Raw genomic sequence first — 16,150 nt, 5'->3', positions numbered from 1 at the left:
CAGTCTTTATCCGACATTTATTCTGCTTCAGTTTCCGCCGACGCGCGTGGCGCGTATCGCATGTAAAACTGCATCTCATCTTCGCCGTCGATCTCGAAGCCGAGACGATCATACAGGCGCTTCGCCGGATTGCCTTTGAGCACCTTGAGCGTGACGGGCAGCGCATCGGTCTGCGCGATCCGCAAAACCGATTGCAGCGCGCGTTCGCCGATGCCACGCCCTTGCTGCGCCGGCGCGATTTGAACTTGCACGACGACCCACTCGGTGTCGGTGCGATACGCTTTCAGCAAGCCGGCCGGCGCGCCGTCGATGCAAATCACCTGCGCCGCGTCGTAGCGATGCAGCAGGCGCGCGCGATGGGCGGCGTCGTCCGTGGGTTCGCCGGCGCGGATCAGATGCTCCGTCATCGTGGCTTTGCGCAGTTCGAATAGAAAGGCTTCGTCGGCGTGTGTCGCGGGACGCAAGGTGAGGACGGGTTCTTGAACAGACATGTGGAGAGCGTTGGCGGCGCACACGCCGCAGGTAAGAATGGCTGTGAATTGTCGCGTGTGCTGCGCTTTTTTACCATGCTGCGACGTTTCGGCTTTTCAACTTTCTGCTTCAGCGACGTTGTCGGCGCGATAAGCGTATGGTCGGCGCCGACATCCATCGGCGCGATGTACGGCGCGCGGCATCAGGCGCGGTCGGCATTTGCGGCTCGCGAGGCGGGTCGCACGCTCGGCCGGGCCCGTGTGAGTCGCGCTCGCCGGGTTCAGCACAGACGCTTTGGTGTTTATTGGCATGGGCTTTGCTTTTGCCTAAGCCGCGGATTGGTGTACGCGGGTTCGACACCGCGCGCGCCAAACGTCGAACCACCGACGCACGTCTTCACCCGACACGGATTCATTGACCACGGCATTGCGCGTGGGTGCCGGCGCGTGCGGCGATCGTGGCGACAGAACCGCGCGGATGGGATGAGTCGACATAACGGAACGCCGGGCCTGCGTTTCCATTCAGTTTTATGCGCTGTCATTCGTTCAAGACGGCGAACGGCTTAACGAACATTGCGAGGTGGGCTATGGAGATTATCGAGTTTGAACCCAGTGTCTCGGCAGATGGACGCGCGGTGATTTTCCAGCTTTCGACGCGAGGCCGGGACCTCGAATGCGCCGTCACACGTGAAGCGTTGGAGCAGCATTTCTGGCTGCAACGCGGCGCGGGTGAGGCGCGCATTCTGAAGACGTTCGCGGACGGCCGTCAACGCATTACCGCGGTCGCGGAAAGAAAGATGCTCGCGCGGCCGGGCGAAAAAGTCCTGCTGACCATCGGCGATTTCGTCGCGCGCGGCTGACGGCTATCGCGGTTCCGTCTGACGAATTTGCGCTCGAATCGGTGTTTGAATCTGTGTTACGCCGATTCGCCAAATTAGGCCGCCAATTCCCCTCGCTTCGCCCAATTGCATTCGCAACGGCTCACATAAACTGTTTTCCATGGCGCGACAAATCACCGAGCCCATCGACGCGGTCTCCCCCCGCGTTGTTTTGAACCGTACCGTTGATGGCAGTGTGCCGCGGTTGTCGAACGCGGCAGGGCAGTAACGCAGCAGGAAGTCGAAGCAATGGAAAACGGCGCGCAGCAGTGCGATAAGCGCGCGAAGTAGCAGGGGGTTGCGGCCAGGTGGTGTTGAAGGCGAGGGACCCGGCGGCGATTGAGTGGTAGGTCAGTAGCGACGGTTTTTGCAGCAGATGTTCACGTAGTGGCAGTTCCAGCAGTAAATGTTGATGTGATGCAGCAACCGCTTCTGCAGTAGCAGTTGAAGTAGCAACAGCGTTTTAGCTTTGATGGTTAGAGGTCCGCAAGCATCCACGCGCATGTGCGACTGTTCCATCCTGTCCGGCCCTGTTCCTTTGCGGGAACAGGGTTTTTTTTCGTCGACGGCACGCGGCGTGACTTGTATTCCGCGAGTTCGAACCGATATGCGAGCGTTGAATTAATGCCGCGCCCGGTTGCCGGCAGCGAGCAGGTAGGGCGGCAGGATGCCGCAGCTCAACCCGCCGTTCGGGTGTTTAAGTCTGTCTTAATAGTCGCTTGCCATGATGGCTTCACAGACTCGCATTAAGGGCCTGTCAGGCCGCCGGAAAAATCGGCGGCGTTTGCCACCGGAGAGCACGATCATTCGGTGGCGAAGCCGAGAGTTAGTGATGGAGGTTGAACCGTTATGTCCAATAAGTCGCGAGTCCGCAAGCACCACCAATCGGCCATGTCGCCGCTGCTGCGTGCATTGACCTTCAGCCGCACGGCCCACGAGCCGGTGACGGCGGCGATGCTGATGCAGTGCTATACCGCCCTCGACGCGTTCCGGCGCGGTCAGGGTTCGCGGGATTTGCATCTCACTTTGAGCCGGCATTTGCTGGTGTCGCAAGAGTTGGCGCGGCTCGGCCTCGGCGAAGACCTTATCGCCGAAATTGAAAGCGCCCATGCGGCGATGGTGCGGCTCGACGCCCGCGAACACGAGACGGGTAGCTGGGCGCTCGAAGACAGCGACTACGCGCGTCTCTGCACGGCGCTGGCGATCCTGGACGGGCAACTGACCGTGGCGTCGTTGAGCGAGATCGCGAGCGCGGAAGCGCGGATGATCGAAGGCCTGATGCGCTCCGCGCAGGTCCAGGCTATCGCGGAAGCCACGCTCTGAAACGATGCCGTGTTGCTGTTGCAGCGTTGTGCGATTGCATCTCGTAGGGCTGACGAAACAGCGGACTGAGTGAATGGTCGCGGTGTCCGAAAGCCCTACGTGTTTCGCGTGAGTCGCGGGCGCTTATTCGTTGACGGGCCGACCGGTCTTCACCGCTTCGACTGCCGCCACGGCGGCCAGCAAACGCTTGGGTGCGGCGGCTTCGAGCATCAACAGTCCGGCACGCAGCAACTCGCTCTTCTTGACGGAGACGCCGGCGTCGAGGCATTTCTGCTTCAGCGAAGCGATTTTTTCATAGTCCGATTTGGGCATCGTGAAGCTGTCGCGCACGACCTTGTCCTTCTTCGCACGCTTCGGCTTGGCTTCGACCGGCGCGGCGATTTTTTCCACCTTCGGCTCAACGGCGCGCTTGGCTTTGGCGGCTTTCTTCGTCGCGGCCGGTTTGGTGTCGGCCGGTTTTTCAGCCGCCGTTACCGGTGAGGCGCTGGCCGTAGCCGTCGCACGTTTTGCTTTGGGCGCCTTCTTTGCCGAAGCCGGCTTGGCCGACTTGGTGCTCGCCGGTTTTTCAGCGGCCGCTACCGGCGCAGCGCTCGCCGAAGCACGTTTGGTCTTCGCGGCCTTTCGCGCTGCAAACGGTTTGGTTGCTGCGGGTTTTGCCGCAACCGAAGCCTCTTCCGGCTCGGCGCTAACCGCGTCTTGCGTGTCCGGATTCTTCGGGAAATGAAAAGCTTTTCTGGTCGGCTTCGCGGTGATCGGTGCGTTCATAGGGCACTCCACGGTAATAATGGTATAAACAGTATATACGGTTATCTGGTGTGTCCCCAAGGCAAAGCGTTACCAGTCAGTCCGCATACTCCCCTTGCTGACTGAGATCGGCCTGGGCCGCCGCGGAGCGCAGCATGCCCGCGATAGCGTCGCCCGAAACCGCGGCGCTGTACAGAAAGCCCTGTCCTTCGCTGCAACCGTGCTCGACCAGAAAGCCGCGCTGCACATCGGTCTCGACGCCTTCGGCAATCACATCGAACTTCAGCGCTTCGGCAATCGCGATCACCGCGAGCGTCAGCGCTTCATATTCCGTCCCTCTGCCGATCTCCTGGACGAACACCTTGTCGATCTTGATCCGGTCCACGCTGAAGCGTTGCAGATAGCTCAAGCTGGAATAGCCGGTGCCGAAGTCGTCGATCGCGATCTTCACGCCGAGCTCGCGCAGATCGTGTAGCACGCGCGCGGCGTCGTCGGCGTTGCGCATCAGCGCGCCTTCCGTCACTTCGAGTTCGAGCATGTCCGCGTCGCAGCCGCTGTCGTGCAACGCGGCGCGCACCACGCCGACCAGATCGGAGCGTTCCAGCTGAACCGGCGAGACATTCACCGACACGCGGATCGGCGGCAGCCCCTGCGCCCGCCATTGGCTCGTCTGCTCGCAGGCGGTCCGCAACACCCACTCGCCGATCCCTTGAATCAGGCCGGTTTCCTCGGCGATCGGAATGAACACTGCGGGCGAGACCACGCCCAGTTCCGCATCGTGCCAGCGCAGCAGCGCTTCGGCGCCGAAGATGCGTCCCGTCACCATGTCGATTTGCGGCTGGTAGGCGACCTGCAATGACTTCGTTTTCGCGGCACGACGCAGCCGGGTGGACAGTTGCAGGCGTTCTGCGGCTGCCCGATTCAGTTCGGGCCGGTAAAACTGGTAGCCGTTGCGGCCGCGCGACTTCGCGAGGTACATCGCCGCGTCGGCATTGCGGATCAAGGTGTCGGCGTCCGCGCCGTCTTGCGGGAAGGTGCTGACGCCGACGCTGGCTTCCACGTACAGCTCCCGTTCGCCGACGTAGAACGGTTCCGTCATCGCGGCGATCAGGCGTTCGAGCATGGGCACCAGTTGCTCGCTGCTCGCGCGCGCGGCGACGATGATGAACTCGTCGCCGCCGTAGCGTGCCACCAGGTCGGTGGAGCGCACCAGCCGTTGCAGCCGCCTCGCCACGCTGGCGAGCAAGGTGTCGCCCACCCGGTGACCGAGCGAATCGTTGACCTCCTTGAAGCGATCGAGATCGAGGAACATGACCGAGACCTGACTGCCCGCGTCCGACGCGCGTTTGATCGCTTCACACAGACGCTCGTCGAGTAGCGTGCGATTGGGCAGTTCGGTCAATACATCGTATTTCGCCTGGTGTTCGAGACGAGCCTGATATTCGACGAGCGCGGTGACGTCGCTCATAACGCCCACGTGATGCGTGACCTGCCCCTGCTCGTCGCGCACCGGCGCCACCAGCACGTTGTTCCAGAACCGCTCGCCGTTCTTGCGGAAACAGGCCAGCGTGACGTTGGCCTCAGTGTGATGATCCAGCGCGGCGCGCACCTCGGCCCATTTCTGCGGATCGCCGGTTAGCTGGAACAACGAATCGCAATCCGAGCCGGTCACATCGGCGGACGAGTAACCGGTAATGCGCTCGAACGCCGCATTGGCGAACATCACGACATTGCGCTCGGGGCGGACTTCCGCGATCACGATGCCGTTGATGCTGGCGTCGATGGCGCGGCCCTGCAGGCGCAGCACGAGTTCCGCATTGCGCCGCGCGGTGATGTTGTCATAGGCGATCAGCACGCCGACGATGTTGCCGTTCTGGTCTTTGAGCGGCAGCTTGGTTTCCGAAATCCACACTTCGGAGCCGTTCACTGCAATGGCGCTGCGTTCGAAATGGCGGCGGGTCAACTGGCCGGACATGACGCGGACGTCTTCGTCCTGAGCGACATTGGCGTCGGTGCCCCACAGCAGATCGTGATCGCTGAGTCCGATCAGCGCTTCTCGCGACGACAACCCTGCGTCGCGCGCGTAAATCTCGTTGCCGCCGACATAGCGATGTTTCGCGTTCTTCCACGCGATGCCTTGCGGAATATGGTCGAGTACGTACTCGAGCGTCTGCTTCGATTCGAACAGTTCGGCGCGCGCCACCAGTTCGAGCGTGACGTCCACCATGACGGCCATCGTGGACGCGCGGCCTTCGAACGCGACGTTCAGGTGATGAACCGCCATCGACTTTTGCTCGCCGGCGCGGGTCTGGTAGTGCCATACACCGGCTGCGCGAGTTTCACCGAAGGTCGCACCGGAATTCGATTCGAAGAACGTCTTGAGACGGCCGAACTCATCCGCCGAATGGACGTCTTCGAGCGACATGTCGAGCAGTTCCTCTTCCTGATAGCCGAAGCTGCGCTGTGCGGCGCCATTGGCCGCGACGAGCCTGAGCGACTCGTTGTCGTAGATCCAGATCGGCAACGGATGTTCGTCGAAGAAGCGCTGATAGCGGGCGCGCGCGGAATCAGCCAGGCGCAACGCAGCACGCAACCGTCGCGCGATGCGGGCATTCCAGCGCAGCAGCACCAGCAACAACGCCGCGGCCGTGAAGCCGCTGACCAGCAGCGCGTTGGACACCCACTTCGAGTCCGACGACGATTTGCTGACGACGGAATCGAGCGTAGCGTCCGCTTCCATCCGCACATCGACCACATGTTCGAGCACGCTGTAGAAATACGCGTCGATTTCGCTGAGTTCCGGATCGCCGAGGCTGACGCTGCCCGGCCGTGCGTTGACGCGTATCGCCAACGCCTGGCTGTGCTCGCCGAGCTTGCGCATCAGATCGTCGAGCTCGTCCAGCCGTGACAGGCAGTCCTGACTACTATGGCAGCCTGAACGGGCGTCGTTGGTCAGATCGAGCAACGTCGCCATGGGAAAGAAGTACGGCGCGCGCTTATAAAACGCGCGGGTGCCGATCAACGTGTTCAGTTCGCCGTGATCGTCCAGCATGGTCTGCTGAACCTGATCGAGGTCGCGCTTCAGGCGACCCCACTCATGCAGCGTGCCGACGGAATTCTCCTGCTCGTGCGTCTGCCGGCGCGCCAGAAAGGTATTCAGGCCGATCGCGGAGAGAATGAACGCGACGACAATGGCCGTAAAAGCCTTGCCGATGAGATCGCGATGCAATGCCAGCCCGGCAAAGCTGGTGGTGTCGCGTCGTCTCGACGGTCCGCTATGCGTGCGGTTGGGATGCGGCTTTACCATGGATGGCCTCGAGTCCGTCTATCGACGGGATAACGGCCTGCGGAGCGAAGTTCTTGAGTATTACGAAGATTACGAAGAAATACGAAGCGTCGCCCGCGCCGAGGTGAGCGCACGCAAACCGCGCCAGGATGAGCGCGCAAACGTTAACGCGCGCCGTCGCGAAGACGGACGTCATCTTTGCACCGCGCGGAACCGTCAGCGCGGGTCGAGCCCCGGATCAGGCTCGCCAGACCTGTTTCAGTCGCCCGAATTCGGCTGGTCGCGTGTACGACCGGTAGAGCTCGCCGACTGTCCCGAACGCCAGCGCGGGCTTCAGGGTTGCACCGGGCAACGCTTCTTCCAGCCAGACGAACGCGTTCATCTCTCGCTGGGCCGCATGGACCGCCGCGGTGAGCGCCGACAGCGCCCGTTCCGCCGAGTGGCCGCCAAGGTCGACGAAACAGCTCTCAAACGGATGTTTCGCCGGACTTTCGACGTGCAAGGCTGACTTTCGCATGGGCAAATCGATCTCCTACGCAGATTGCCTCACCTGTATAGCAAGCGATTGTGACAAAGCATGACATGCGGCGAGTCGAATCCAATCGCGGCAGATCCCCGTATATGAGTTCGTGCCAGGCAATCAAGCATGGCGACTCAGGGGGAGTAGGCAATGAACTACAAGACTATGTTTGCCGCCGTTGCACTGTCGACTGCCGTATCGGGCGCCTTCGCCGCTAGCGATACGGTCATGGTGGGCGGTCAGGCGATGTATCCGGGCAAGGACATCGTAGACAACGCGGTCAACTCGGCGGATCACACCACGCTGGTTGCCGCGGTCAAAGCCGCGGGGCTGGTCGACACATTGAAGAGCCCGGGCCCGTTCACCGTGTTCGCACCGACGAATGAGGCCTTCGCGGCGTTGCCGGCCGGGACGGTCGATACGCTCGTCAAGCCGGAAAACAAGGCGATGCTCACCAGCATCCTCACGTACCACGTGATTCCGGGCCGCTATGACTTCCGCAAACTCGACGCGGCGATCAAAGCCGGCGGCGGCAAGGCCGAGTTGAAAACAGTCAACGGCGAAGCGCTGACATTCACCGAGAACGGCCCGCACAACATCGTCGTGATGGATGCCGGCGGCCACACAGCGGACATTTCGACCTACGACGTGACCCAGAGCAACGGCGTGATCATGGTGGTCGACAAGGTGTTGATGCCGAAGTGACGAGACAGGCGTCGAGCGCGAAAAAGCCGGATGCCACGAGTGTCATTTTCGGTGCCGCGCCACGACTCAACCGTATGTCCCGAATCTGGAAGTCGCAACGTCTGTCCTGTCCAGCTTCGAGCAACTGCTTGCGCTTAGCCGCTGTGCAATCAGTCAGCCTTTAGCGGTCTATGAAAACTCGACGCGTACACCTGCACGCGTCGAAATCGCCGGAGAATCATCATGGAAAAGAACACCTTGAAAGTCCTGTTGGCCCGCGTCGCTGTCGTTTCAGTCTGTGCGTGCGCCGCGACATTCGCGCAAGCCGGCGGCAATGGAAATGGCGGCAATGGCAGCGGCGGCGCGCATGGCGCGGCGACCGCCGGTATGACGTATCACGGCGAGCCGGTGAACAGCCCGTGGAGCACCGTGCCGGGCGGCGGCATGAAAAGCGAGATGGGCATGACGGATACCGGCATGTCTGGCATGCCGGCTAACGACACTACGAAGACCGCCAAAGCTGCGCAATGAGTGTCGAACAGAACGCGAACGCCGGGCGCCGCAGATTAATTGCGACCGGCGTCGCGACTGTCGGCGCGCGGTTGATCCAGACTCAAAAAAATCATCACAGCTGTTGCAATTCGTTTTTCATCCACTCGTGAACGGCGCGACTCAAATCCTGTTGCGACATTTCTTGCGATGAGAACGCGGGTCCGACCACCACGCGGATATGTCCGCGCCCGGTAGGCCAGCCTTTCGCCGGCCACACTTTGCCCGCATTCAGCACCACGGGAACTGCCGGCACACCGGTCGCGCACGCGAGGCGAACGCCGCCCGAGGTCAAGCGCAATGGCGCGTCATGCGCCACACGTGTGCCTTCCGGAAAGATCACGATGACGTCGCCCTTCGCCAGCTTCTCGGCGCTTTCCTGCGTCACCGCCTGATGCGCCTGGCGTGCGGAGCCACGGTTCAGGCTGACCATATCGAGGCCACGCAGCACCCAGCCGAAAAACGGAATGCGCAGCAGGTCTTCTTTGAAAACGAAGCTGACGCGGCGCGGAAAGAGCGCCATGAACGTGAGCGTTTCCCACGTCGATTCATGACGGCACAAGATGATCGCGGGGCCGGCGGGAAGATGCTCAAGCCCTTCGATCGAACATGACACGCCGGGCAGCCAACGCATCACGAACACCAGCGCACGGCACCATTGTTTGGCGAGCCAGTATCGCCCGGCCCGTCCGACGAACGGAAACAACAGCAGGATGATCATTGAATACAGCGTCCCGCTACCGAGCAGGTAGACAATGAACAGCCATTTAGTGAAAGTTGCGCGCATCGGGATTCGAGTGGGAGGGTGGACGGTGGAACGATTTCACCGTAACCCGGTGAGACCACGACAGGGGCGATACGTTCGGCCGGTGGGCTGGAGCGGCCGGCCGGAGCTTGAACGCAACATTAACTGATCAATAAAAACGCCCCTCGCGGGGCGTCATGCGTTTATCGATGGGACAATCCCACGAAGCCAGCCATCATAACAACTCATGCGCCGCTTCCCGCAACCTGCAATACCACCCCCCGCTTCTTTCACCTGCTTCTATCATTTATACCGCCTTCATGCTTGAGGAAATCAGCCTGTCGAGTCGGGTTGCCTCCCGGGCGGTATAGACACGTCAACCGGATGGTGAAGCGCGGGGTTGGTATGATTTTGTTGCACGGCTCGGTGGCCCTTGCTCTGTCGGGCCCCGGAAAAAGGGGGTAAATCATGCGCGATTGATTTGCCTGTGTTTGCCCGCATGTGCGGGTTTGCTTAAACGCAATCGACACACCGATAGACATGATCAAACCTGAATTCAACGAGCGCGACAGTGCGCGCCCCGACTTGCTGTGTCTTCTCGTCGCGATTGCGGCGGCGTCCTACGCGCTGACCAACGAATGGCGGGTGGACCATGTCGTGCGGATCTGCCGTCAGTGGCTGCATAAAAACAGCTTGAAGATGGACTGGCTGGACCGGGTGCGGATCGGCCAGCTCGCGTTGAAGATTGCCCGGCAGGACCTGCTTGAGGCCGGGGTCGCCGTTCGGCTGTCCAGCGTGAACGCGCTGTTCACCAGCGAGATGGAACTCAACGAATCGAGCACGATGGTCCAACGGATGATGGCGCTTTGCCACGAAGCGCTGTGAGCGGAGCGCCGCGGCTTCGACTCACGCTCGTCGCCGTGGCTTCTATGTTGCATGTAGCAGCGACTTAGCCTGCTCAAGCAGCGCGAGCGACGCGGGAAACTCGTTGCGTCCCGCCATCGTCAGCGCTGCTTCGGCGGTGCGCAGGAACAACTCGTCATTGGATGTCGATGCCGATGACGACGCTCGGCTGAGTCCGGCATCGTCGTATCGACGAAACAACGCGAGCGATTGGAACGCGTCGAACCTGAGGTCCTGCGGTCCCGCTTTAGCGGCGATGTCGGCCGCAGCGCACAGTTGCCGGATGGCAACGAGAAAAGCAGCGTGGTCCATGGTTTTCGTCTCCTTCATCAATGCCAGCGTGTTCGCCTCACGCCAGTTTGACGTGCGCCGGGTCGAAGCATTCCGCTAGCGCGGCTTGAACTTTGGCGACCGCCGTGTCGCGCAGCGCATTGATTCGCCAACCCACCTCGATCGGATATTCCGGTAGCGCCAGCGGGCAGGGCAACAACAGAAGCCCCGTCATACCTGCGATAGCGTGTGCGGCGTGCGTCGGGATCGTGGCAATCGCCTCGCTACCCTTCAGCAGATACGGAAGCCCCGCGAAATGCGTGGTCGATGCCGCCACCCGGCGTTTGCGTCCGACGCTCGCCAGCATCTCGTCGACGATCCCGACCACGCCGCCGGCCGAAACCAGAATGTGATCGCGGTTCGCGAAGTCATCGAGCGAAATCGTGGCGGGGCCGCCCCGCAGGCTGCCTGGGTCGACGAGGCAAGCGTAGCGGCCTTTCCCCAGAACCTGCCGGCTGAGGCCGCGTAACGAGAAGCCTCCCGACGTGATCGCGAGGTCCATCTCCTGATTGGCCAGCGCGTCCGTGACGATCTGGCTGTAGGTCTGGCGAAATATCACGCGCAGACCCGGCGCGCGCTTCGCCATGAGCGCCATGAGTTTGCGGCCGATAGCCAGTTCGAAATCGTCGGACATGCCGATTGCCACCGCTCGACCGGAAAAATCCGTGGGGTTCGGCGAGGCGATCGCGAGACTCTGCCGGAATTTATCGAGCGCCTCGCTCACCAGCGGTTTCAGCTCGCTGGCCCGGGAGGTCGGTGTCAGCCCGCGGCCGGTGCGTACGAACATCTGGTCGGAATAGAGGTTGCGAAGCCGTCTGAGCGCCGCGCTGACGGCCGACTGCGTCATATCCAACCGAATGGCCGCCCGGCTCGCGCCGCCCTCCTCGTAGAGCGCCTCGAAGATTTTCAGCAGGTTCAGGTCGACGCCCGAGATATCACTCCGGTTCATATCAGAAAGTTCGAAATGGCGTTCCATTCATTCTATGACGGTCGCAAGATCTGGGACATCCCATTACCGGTTCAATCAATCATGTCCAGGTCGAAAGTCGCCGCGCTGCAAATCGGGTCGTCGCCCAAGCGTAAGCAGGACACCCTCGAGAACATCCTTGCCTATGAGGCTGAGATTCGGGCGACGGGCGCGTCCGTGGTCGTGTTGCCCGAAGCGTTGCTGGGCGGCTACCCGAAAGGCGAGATTTTCGGCACGCGTCTCGGCTATCGCTTGCCCGAAGGACGCGAGGCGTTCGCCGATTACTTCCGCAACGCGATCGATGTGCCGGGCCCCGAGACCGACGAACTCGCCGCCTTCTCCACGCGATGTGACGCGTCCATTGTGATCGGCGTGATCGAGCGGTCCGGTAACACGCTGTACTGCACCGCGCTGTTCTTCGAGCCGGGCGCCGGACTGGTCGCGAAACACCGCAAGCTGATGCCGACCGGCACCGAGCGCCTGATCTGGGGGCAAGGCGATGGCTCGACGCTGCCCGTCGTCGACTCGCGCGTGGGGCGTCTCGGTACCGCGATCTGCTGGGAAAACCACATGCCGCTGCTGCGCACCGCGATGTACGCCAAGGGCGTGCAGATCTGGTGCGCGCCGACGGTCGACGAACGCGAGATCTGGCAATGCTCCATGCGCCACATCGCCCATGAGGGACGCTGTTTCGTGATCAGCGCATGCCAGGTGCAGCCGTCGCCCAAGGCGTTGGGTATCAGCGTGCCCGACTGGGATGACAACCGTCGTTTGATCAATGGCGGCAGCGTGATCGTCGGGCCGCTCGGGGATATTCTTGCCGGACCGTTGCTCGGCGAGACGGGTCTGGTCGTCGCGGAAATCGACACGGACGAACTGATTCGCGCGCGTTACGACTTCGACGTCGTGGGGCATTACTCGCGGCCGGATGTGTTCGCGCTCAGCGTCGATGAGCGGCAGAAACGATCGGTGGAGTTCAACGACGGGCGTCGCGGGTCGTGACGCGCGAACCGGTGAAGCGCGCAATGCGCTGACACCGACAAACGAGAACGCCCCTCGCGGGGCGTTTTAACGTTCGGCAATCAATCGCCCATTCAAGCTGGCGATCACATCACACGCTAGTCGTTATACCGCGTGATGTCGTAATAGCTAATCCCACTCTGCGCACCGCTCAACTGCACGAGCCGTGAATTGCCGGTCTGCAGCGGCGTGAACTGGCAGTTCACGCAAGTCTGCACGCCGAGCGAATTGATCCCGGCGCTGACGGTGGTCTGATACTGGCCGAACGTGGTGTTGTTCGGCGCGCCGACGGAGAAGCCGTCGACGTCGAACGGTCCGGCGGCGGCCATGCCGGTCGTCTGAATCTGCACCGACGTCACCGGATACGCGAGATTCTGACCGTTCACGAGGCTCGACCACGTCACGCTCATCGCGTACTGCGACGCGGCCAGCGAGCCGCCCGGCGTCAGGAATTGCGTCGCGAAGTCCGGCAGCAGCGAGGGCCATGCGACCGTGCCGCCCGCCGTCGCGTTCAGCGGACTGCCCGGGTTGACCACCGACGACTGGCCGAGCAGCGCGCCGTTCTTGTCGTAGAACGTGACCGTGTAAGTGGCAAAGGGCGGCACCGTGCTCGCATCGATCGATTGGGACGCGTAATAGCCGGTCGACGCAGGCGGCGCGAAGCTCGCCGTCGACGACAGCGATTGCCATGACCAACGGTACAACGACGTGTTGCTGTTGGTCACGGCAGGCGAGACCGGCGCGGCGTTGAGCGGCGTATCCGAGATCCCCAGCAAGCTGTTGCCCACCGCGTTGCGCGGCATCAGCCAGACCGGCGCGGCGAGCCCAGGTCCGGTGACGGACGCCGAATACACCGTCGGATTCAACGCGCCCGGAATTGAAATCGTGAGACCGGACTCGTAGTGATTGACGTCGGCGAGTCGCGTATCGAGGAAGGTGCGGCGCGCGATCTGCGAATTGATCGACACGGCGAATTGCGATTGATTGCCGATCAGATCCCAACCGAGTTGCGTGCCGTTGGCCAGCGTGACCGGCGTCGCGAGCTGTTGCACGAAGGTGTACAGCACGCCGCCGATGTTGCCGCTCGCGAGCGTGAACGGCAACTGCACGAACGCCATCTGCTTGCCGTTGCGCGTGAGAAACGCCAGCGTCTTCGGCGAGCCGAACACCGCGCCGGTGAACAGCGCGTCCGGCAGGTTGTGGCCGGTGGCGAGGTCGTTTGACCCGTTCTCCACGAACGCGGCGTCGATCGCCGGCGAACAGGACGTGTTGAGTGTGCCGGACGCGGCGCAGGCCGTGAGCAGCGTGGCGAGCGGCTCCAGATAATTGGCCGCGGCAGGCGGCGCGGCAAGCATGGTCGACAGGCCGGTCTGCTTGTTCAGCAACAAGGTTGTACCCGGCGCCGCGTTCGAAGCCAGCGACAGGCCGCCACTCGGCGCGCTCGCGACTAACACCGAATCGATCACCGCGTCCGCGCCGGTATGGTTCGGCGTGAAGGCGGTGCCGATCGGATCGAAGCCCGCCGCCTGAATGCCGTTCTGCGCGAGGAGGTTCGTCAGGATCGTGTCGAGCGTGATAGTGGCGATCTGCACCTGCTGCAGCGTCACCTGGGCGAGCGCCGTGCTCGCCGTGAGGTCGATCGGGTTGCCCGAGGCGGTCAGCATTGCGGCGATCGCGGTGGTCAGCGTGGTCACGTTGGCGACCGCCGGCGCCGTGCCGTTGGGCAGTCTGGCGAGCACGGAGACGAGCGGCGAGGAGAGCCCGGCGGCGTCGGTGGCGACGATCACGAACGGCGCGGTCAGGCCCTTCACGGCGATCGTGTACGCGCCCTGCGCGCCGCTGGTCGTGCTGACCTTCGTGCCGGTCGCGTCGATGAGCGTGACGTTGGCCCCGACGAGCGGACTGCCGGAGGCGACCGTGCCGCTGACCGAGCCGGCGGTGACAGTCTGCGTGCCCGACGAGGCGGTGCTGGAACCGCCGCCGCCGCTGCAACCGCTGAGCTGGAAAAGGGCCAAAGCTGCGGCGGCCGCGAGAGCGGTGCGCACTGACGATCGATACATGAGGTTCCCCGATGCTCTGATTATTGGAGTCGTTTGTTTTTGCCGGCCGACTTTAACGAGTTCGGAGAATACTTCAAAGCGTCGTTACCGTGTCGCATGGCAAAAGTAAATCCCTATGCGCCGCGGATATTACGAGTCCTCGTAAAGGCCACGAGCGGCTGCGGTTCCCGTGCCGGATGGGGTTTGCCGGAGTCTTTCACGCTTGTTAGACTGGCTGCCCACACTCGCCGCAAGCGCGACCTTTGCCGCCATCCGTCTGCCGGGCGTTCATGCCGGCGGGGCGATTAATCGGAGACGCCATGTCTTACATGCTGCTCATCGTCGAACCCACCAATCAGCGCGTCGAACGCGGTGAAGCCGCTGGGCGCGAAGTCTACGATCAGATGGTGCGTTACGCCACGAACCTGAAAGAGCGCGGCAAATTGCTGGCGGTCGAATCGCTCACGTCGTTGAACGACGCCGTGCGCGTCCAGGTGCGCGACGGCCAGCCGAAACTGCTCGACGGCCCATTCGCCGAAGCCAAGGAAATGATCGGCGGCTTCTTCCTGCTCAATTGCGACACCCGCGAAGAAGCCGTGGCGATCGCCGAGGCCTGCCCGGCGGCCTCGTGGTGCACGGTTGAGGTCCGCAAGCTCGGGCCGTGCTTCATGTAGGCGATTCGCCTCGCTGCCGTTCTTTGGTTTGGGGTTTTCCCTGGCATGCCGGTTCGTCTGTCGATCCGGTGGCGGGTTACTCGTCGTGTGAGTAAGGAGCCGCCGCCCATTTGCGCGGCTCCGTTTCTCACCACGCACAAGGAGAACGGCATGCGATTCATGATTCTGGTTAAGGCAACGGCTGCCAGCGAAGCCGGCGTGATGCCGGAGGCGTCCCTGATGGCGGCAATGGGCGCCTATCACGAAGAGCTGGCCAAGGCCGGCGTGCTGCTCGACGCCACCGGCCTGCAAGCGAGTTCGAAGGGCTGGCGCGTTCGCTACAGCGGCGGCAAGCGGACCGTGGTCGACGGCCCATTCGCCGAAACCAAAGAACTGATTGCCGGCTATACGCTGATTCAGGTGCGCTCGCGCGAAGAAGCCATGGAGTGGGCGCGGCGCTATCCGGCGCCGTTCGGCGAACATGCCGACGGTGAAATCGAAGTGCGGCAACTGTTCGAACTCGACGACTTCGAGCCCAACGCGGAACTGGCGCGGCTTCGCGATCTGGAAGCGAACCGGCGCTGAGCGTTTGCCTCCCGTCCGATAACCATGATTCATGGATGCCATCATGCATAAGCAGATTTACGTCAATCTCGCCGTCGACGACCTTGAACGCTCGAAAGCGTTTTTCAGCACCATCGGTTTCAGCTTCGATCCGCAGTTCACCAACGAGCAGGCCGCCTGTCTGATCCTCGGCGAAAACCTCTATGCGATGCTGCTGGTCAAGGCGCTGTTCAAGTCCTTCACGCGCAAGCCGCTGTGCAATCCGAAGGAGAGCACCGAGGCGTTGGTGGGGTTGTCGTGCGAGAGCCGCGGCGAGGTGGATGCCCTCGTGGCGAAGGCACGCGCCGCCGGTGGTGCCGTGCCGCGCGCACCGCAGGACTATGGCTTCATGTACGGCCACGGTTTCGAAGATATCGACGGACATATCTGGGAGCTGATCTACATGGATCCGAACGGCAAGGCAGCGGGCTGACGC

17 protein-coding genes are annotated in these 16,150 nt (G+C 62.4%); 9 read left to right on the top strand and 8 right to left on the bottom strand.

Annotated elements, in window-relative coordinates; translation table 11 throughout:
• Window positions 1–17 precede the first annotated feature (17 nt).
• The gene (locus tag FA94_RS34535; RefSeq protein ID WP_035560325.1) at window positions 18–491 is read right to left on the bottom strand and encodes a GNAT family N-acetyltransferase; all 474 of its coding nucleotides are present in this window, start codon (window positions 489–491) and stop codon (window positions 18–20) included.
• A gap of 566 nt (window positions 492–1,057) precedes the next feature.
• On the opposite strand from FA94_RS34535, the gene FA94_RS34530 reads away from it, so the two are divergent.
• Window positions 1,058–1,330 (top strand): DUF1488 family protein, encoded by a 273-nt coding sequence (locus FA94_RS34530; RefSeq protein ID WP_035560322.1) that lies wholly within the window; start codon window positions 1,058–1,060, stop codon window positions 1,328–1,330.
• An 867-nt stretch (window positions 1,331–2,197) separates the two neighbouring features.
• The gene (locus FA94_RS34525) at window positions 2,198–2,671 is read left to right on the top strand and encodes a hypothetical protein (protein ID WP_035560317.1); all 474 of its coding nucleotides are present in this window, start codon (window positions 2,198–2,200) and stop codon (window positions 2,669–2,671) included.
• 123 nt (window positions 2,672–2,794) lie between these two features.
• Here the strand turns inward: FA94_RS34525 and FA94_RS40040 are convergent, their stop codons facing one another.
• The 3 genes from FA94_RS40040 to FA94_RS34510 all read right to left on the bottom strand — a co-directional run bounded on the left by FA94_RS40040 (window position 2,795) and on the right by FA94_RS34510 (window position 7,218).
• A complete protein-coding gene (locus FA94_RS40040) occupies window positions 2,795–3,436 on the bottom strand; it encodes a hypothetical protein (RefSeq protein WP_035560315.1) in 642 nt (213 codons plus the stop codon).
• A gap of 76 nt (window positions 3,437–3,512) precedes the next feature.
• A complete protein-coding gene (locus FA94_RS34515) occupies window positions 3,513–6,722 on the bottom strand; it encodes a sensor domain-containing protein (RefSeq protein ID WP_051981086.1) in 3,210 nt (1,069 codons plus the stop codon).
• Between the two features lie 217 nt (window positions 6,723–6,939).
• A complete protein-coding gene (locus FA94_RS34510) occupies window positions 6,940–7,218 on the bottom strand; it encodes a hypothetical protein (RefSeq protein WP_051981084.1) in 279 nt (92 codons plus the stop codon).
• 153 nt (window positions 7,219–7,371) lie between these two features.
• Here FA94_RS34510 and FA94_RS34505 point away from each other — a divergent pair, with 153 nt between their 5' ends.
• Together FA94_RS34505 and FA94_RS34500 are read left to right on the top strand one after the other, a co-directional pair.
• Complete coding sequence (locus tag FA94_RS34505; RefSeq protein WP_035560312.1) at window positions 7,372–7,926, top strand: fasciclin domain-containing protein; 555 nt, start codon at window positions 7,372–7,374, stop codon at window positions 7,924–7,926.
• Window positions 7,927–8,148: 222 nt separating this feature from the next.
• Complete coding sequence (locus tag FA94_RS34500; RefSeq protein ID WP_035560309.1) at window positions 8,149–8,436, top strand: hypothetical protein; 288 nt, start codon at window positions 8,149–8,151, stop codon at window positions 8,434–8,436.
• Window positions 8,437–8,530: 94 nt separating this feature from the next.
• Here FA94_RS34500 and FA94_RS34495 read toward each other — a convergent pair whose 3' ends face one another.
• Complete coding sequence (locus FA94_RS34495) at window positions 8,531–9,241, bottom strand: lysophospholipid acyltransferase family protein (protein ID WP_035560307.1); 711 nt, start codon at window positions 9,239–9,241, stop codon at window positions 8,531–8,533.
• 498 nt (window positions 9,242–9,739) lie between these two features.
• Here FA94_RS34495 and FA94_RS34490 point away from each other — a divergent pair, with 498 nt between their 5' ends.
• Window positions 9,740–10,084 (top strand): hypothetical protein, encoded by a 345-nt coding sequence (locus tag FA94_RS34490; RefSeq protein WP_035560304.1) that lies wholly within the window; start codon window positions 9,740–9,742, stop codon window positions 10,082–10,084.
• A 42-nt stretch (window positions 10,085–10,126) separates the two neighbouring features.
• Here the strand turns inward: FA94_RS34490 and FA94_RS34485 are convergent, their stop codons facing one another.
• The gene (locus tag FA94_RS34485) at window positions 10,127–10,414 is read right to left on the bottom strand and encodes a hypothetical protein (protein WP_035560301.1); all 288 of its coding nucleotides are present in this window, start codon (window positions 10,412–10,414) and stop codon (window positions 10,127–10,129) included.
• A 37-nt stretch (window positions 10,415–10,451) separates the two neighbouring features.
• Window positions 10,452–11,381: a LysR substrate-binding domain-containing protein gene (locus FA94_RS34480; protein ID WP_035560297.1), complete on the bottom strand. Its 930-nt coding sequence runs from the start codon at window positions 11,379–11,381 to the stop codon at window positions 10,452–10,454.
• Between the two features lie 81 nt (window positions 11,382–11,462).
• On the opposite strand from FA94_RS34480, the gene FA94_RS34475 reads away from it, so the two are divergent.
• Window positions 11,463–12,401 (top strand): carbon-nitrogen hydrolase family protein, encoded by a 939-nt coding sequence (locus FA94_RS34475; protein WP_035563974.1) that lies wholly within the window; start codon window positions 11,463–11,465, stop codon window positions 12,399–12,401.
• A gap of 116 nt (window positions 12,402–12,517) precedes the next feature.
• Here FA94_RS34475 and FA94_RS34470 read toward each other — a convergent pair whose 3' ends face one another.
• On the bottom strand, window positions 12,518–14,479 hold the full coding sequence (locus FA94_RS34470) for a carboxypeptidase-like regulatory domain-containing protein (RefSeq protein ID WP_035560294.1): 1,962 nt from the start codon (window positions 14,477–14,479) through the stop codon (window positions 12,518–12,520).
• 299 nt (window positions 14,480–14,778) lie between these two features.
• On the opposite strand from FA94_RS34470, the gene FA94_RS34465 reads away from it, so the two are divergent.
• The 3 genes from FA94_RS34465 (at window position 14,779) to FA94_RS34455 (ending at window position 16,147) form a co-directional block, all read left to right on the top strand.
• Window positions 14,779–15,132: a YciI family protein gene (locus FA94_RS34465; protein ID WP_035560292.1), complete on the top strand. Its 354-nt coding sequence runs from the start codon at window positions 14,779–14,781 to the stop codon at window positions 15,130–15,132.
• Between the two features lie 150 nt (window positions 15,133–15,282).
• Complete coding sequence (locus FA94_RS34460) at window positions 15,283–15,696, top strand: YciI family protein (RefSeq protein ID WP_035560289.1); 414 nt, start codon at window positions 15,283–15,285, stop codon at window positions 15,694–15,696.
• Window positions 15,697–15,739: 43 nt separating this feature from the next.
• Window positions 15,740–16,147: a VOC family protein gene (locus FA94_RS34455; protein WP_035560286.1), complete on the top strand. Its 408-nt coding sequence runs from the start codon at window positions 15,740–15,742 to the stop codon at window positions 16,145–16,147.
• The last annotated feature ends 3 nt before the right edge of the window (window positions 16,148–16,150 follow it).

This window comes from Burkholderia sp. 9120, from assembly GCF_000745015.1.
Classification (GTDB): domain Bacteria; phylum Pseudomonadota; class Gammaproteobacteria; order Burkholderiales; family Burkholderiaceae; genus Paraburkholderia.
The sequence above is the reverse complement of the archived record's forward strand: the minus strand, read 5'-3'. Positions and strand labels throughout refer to the sequence as shown.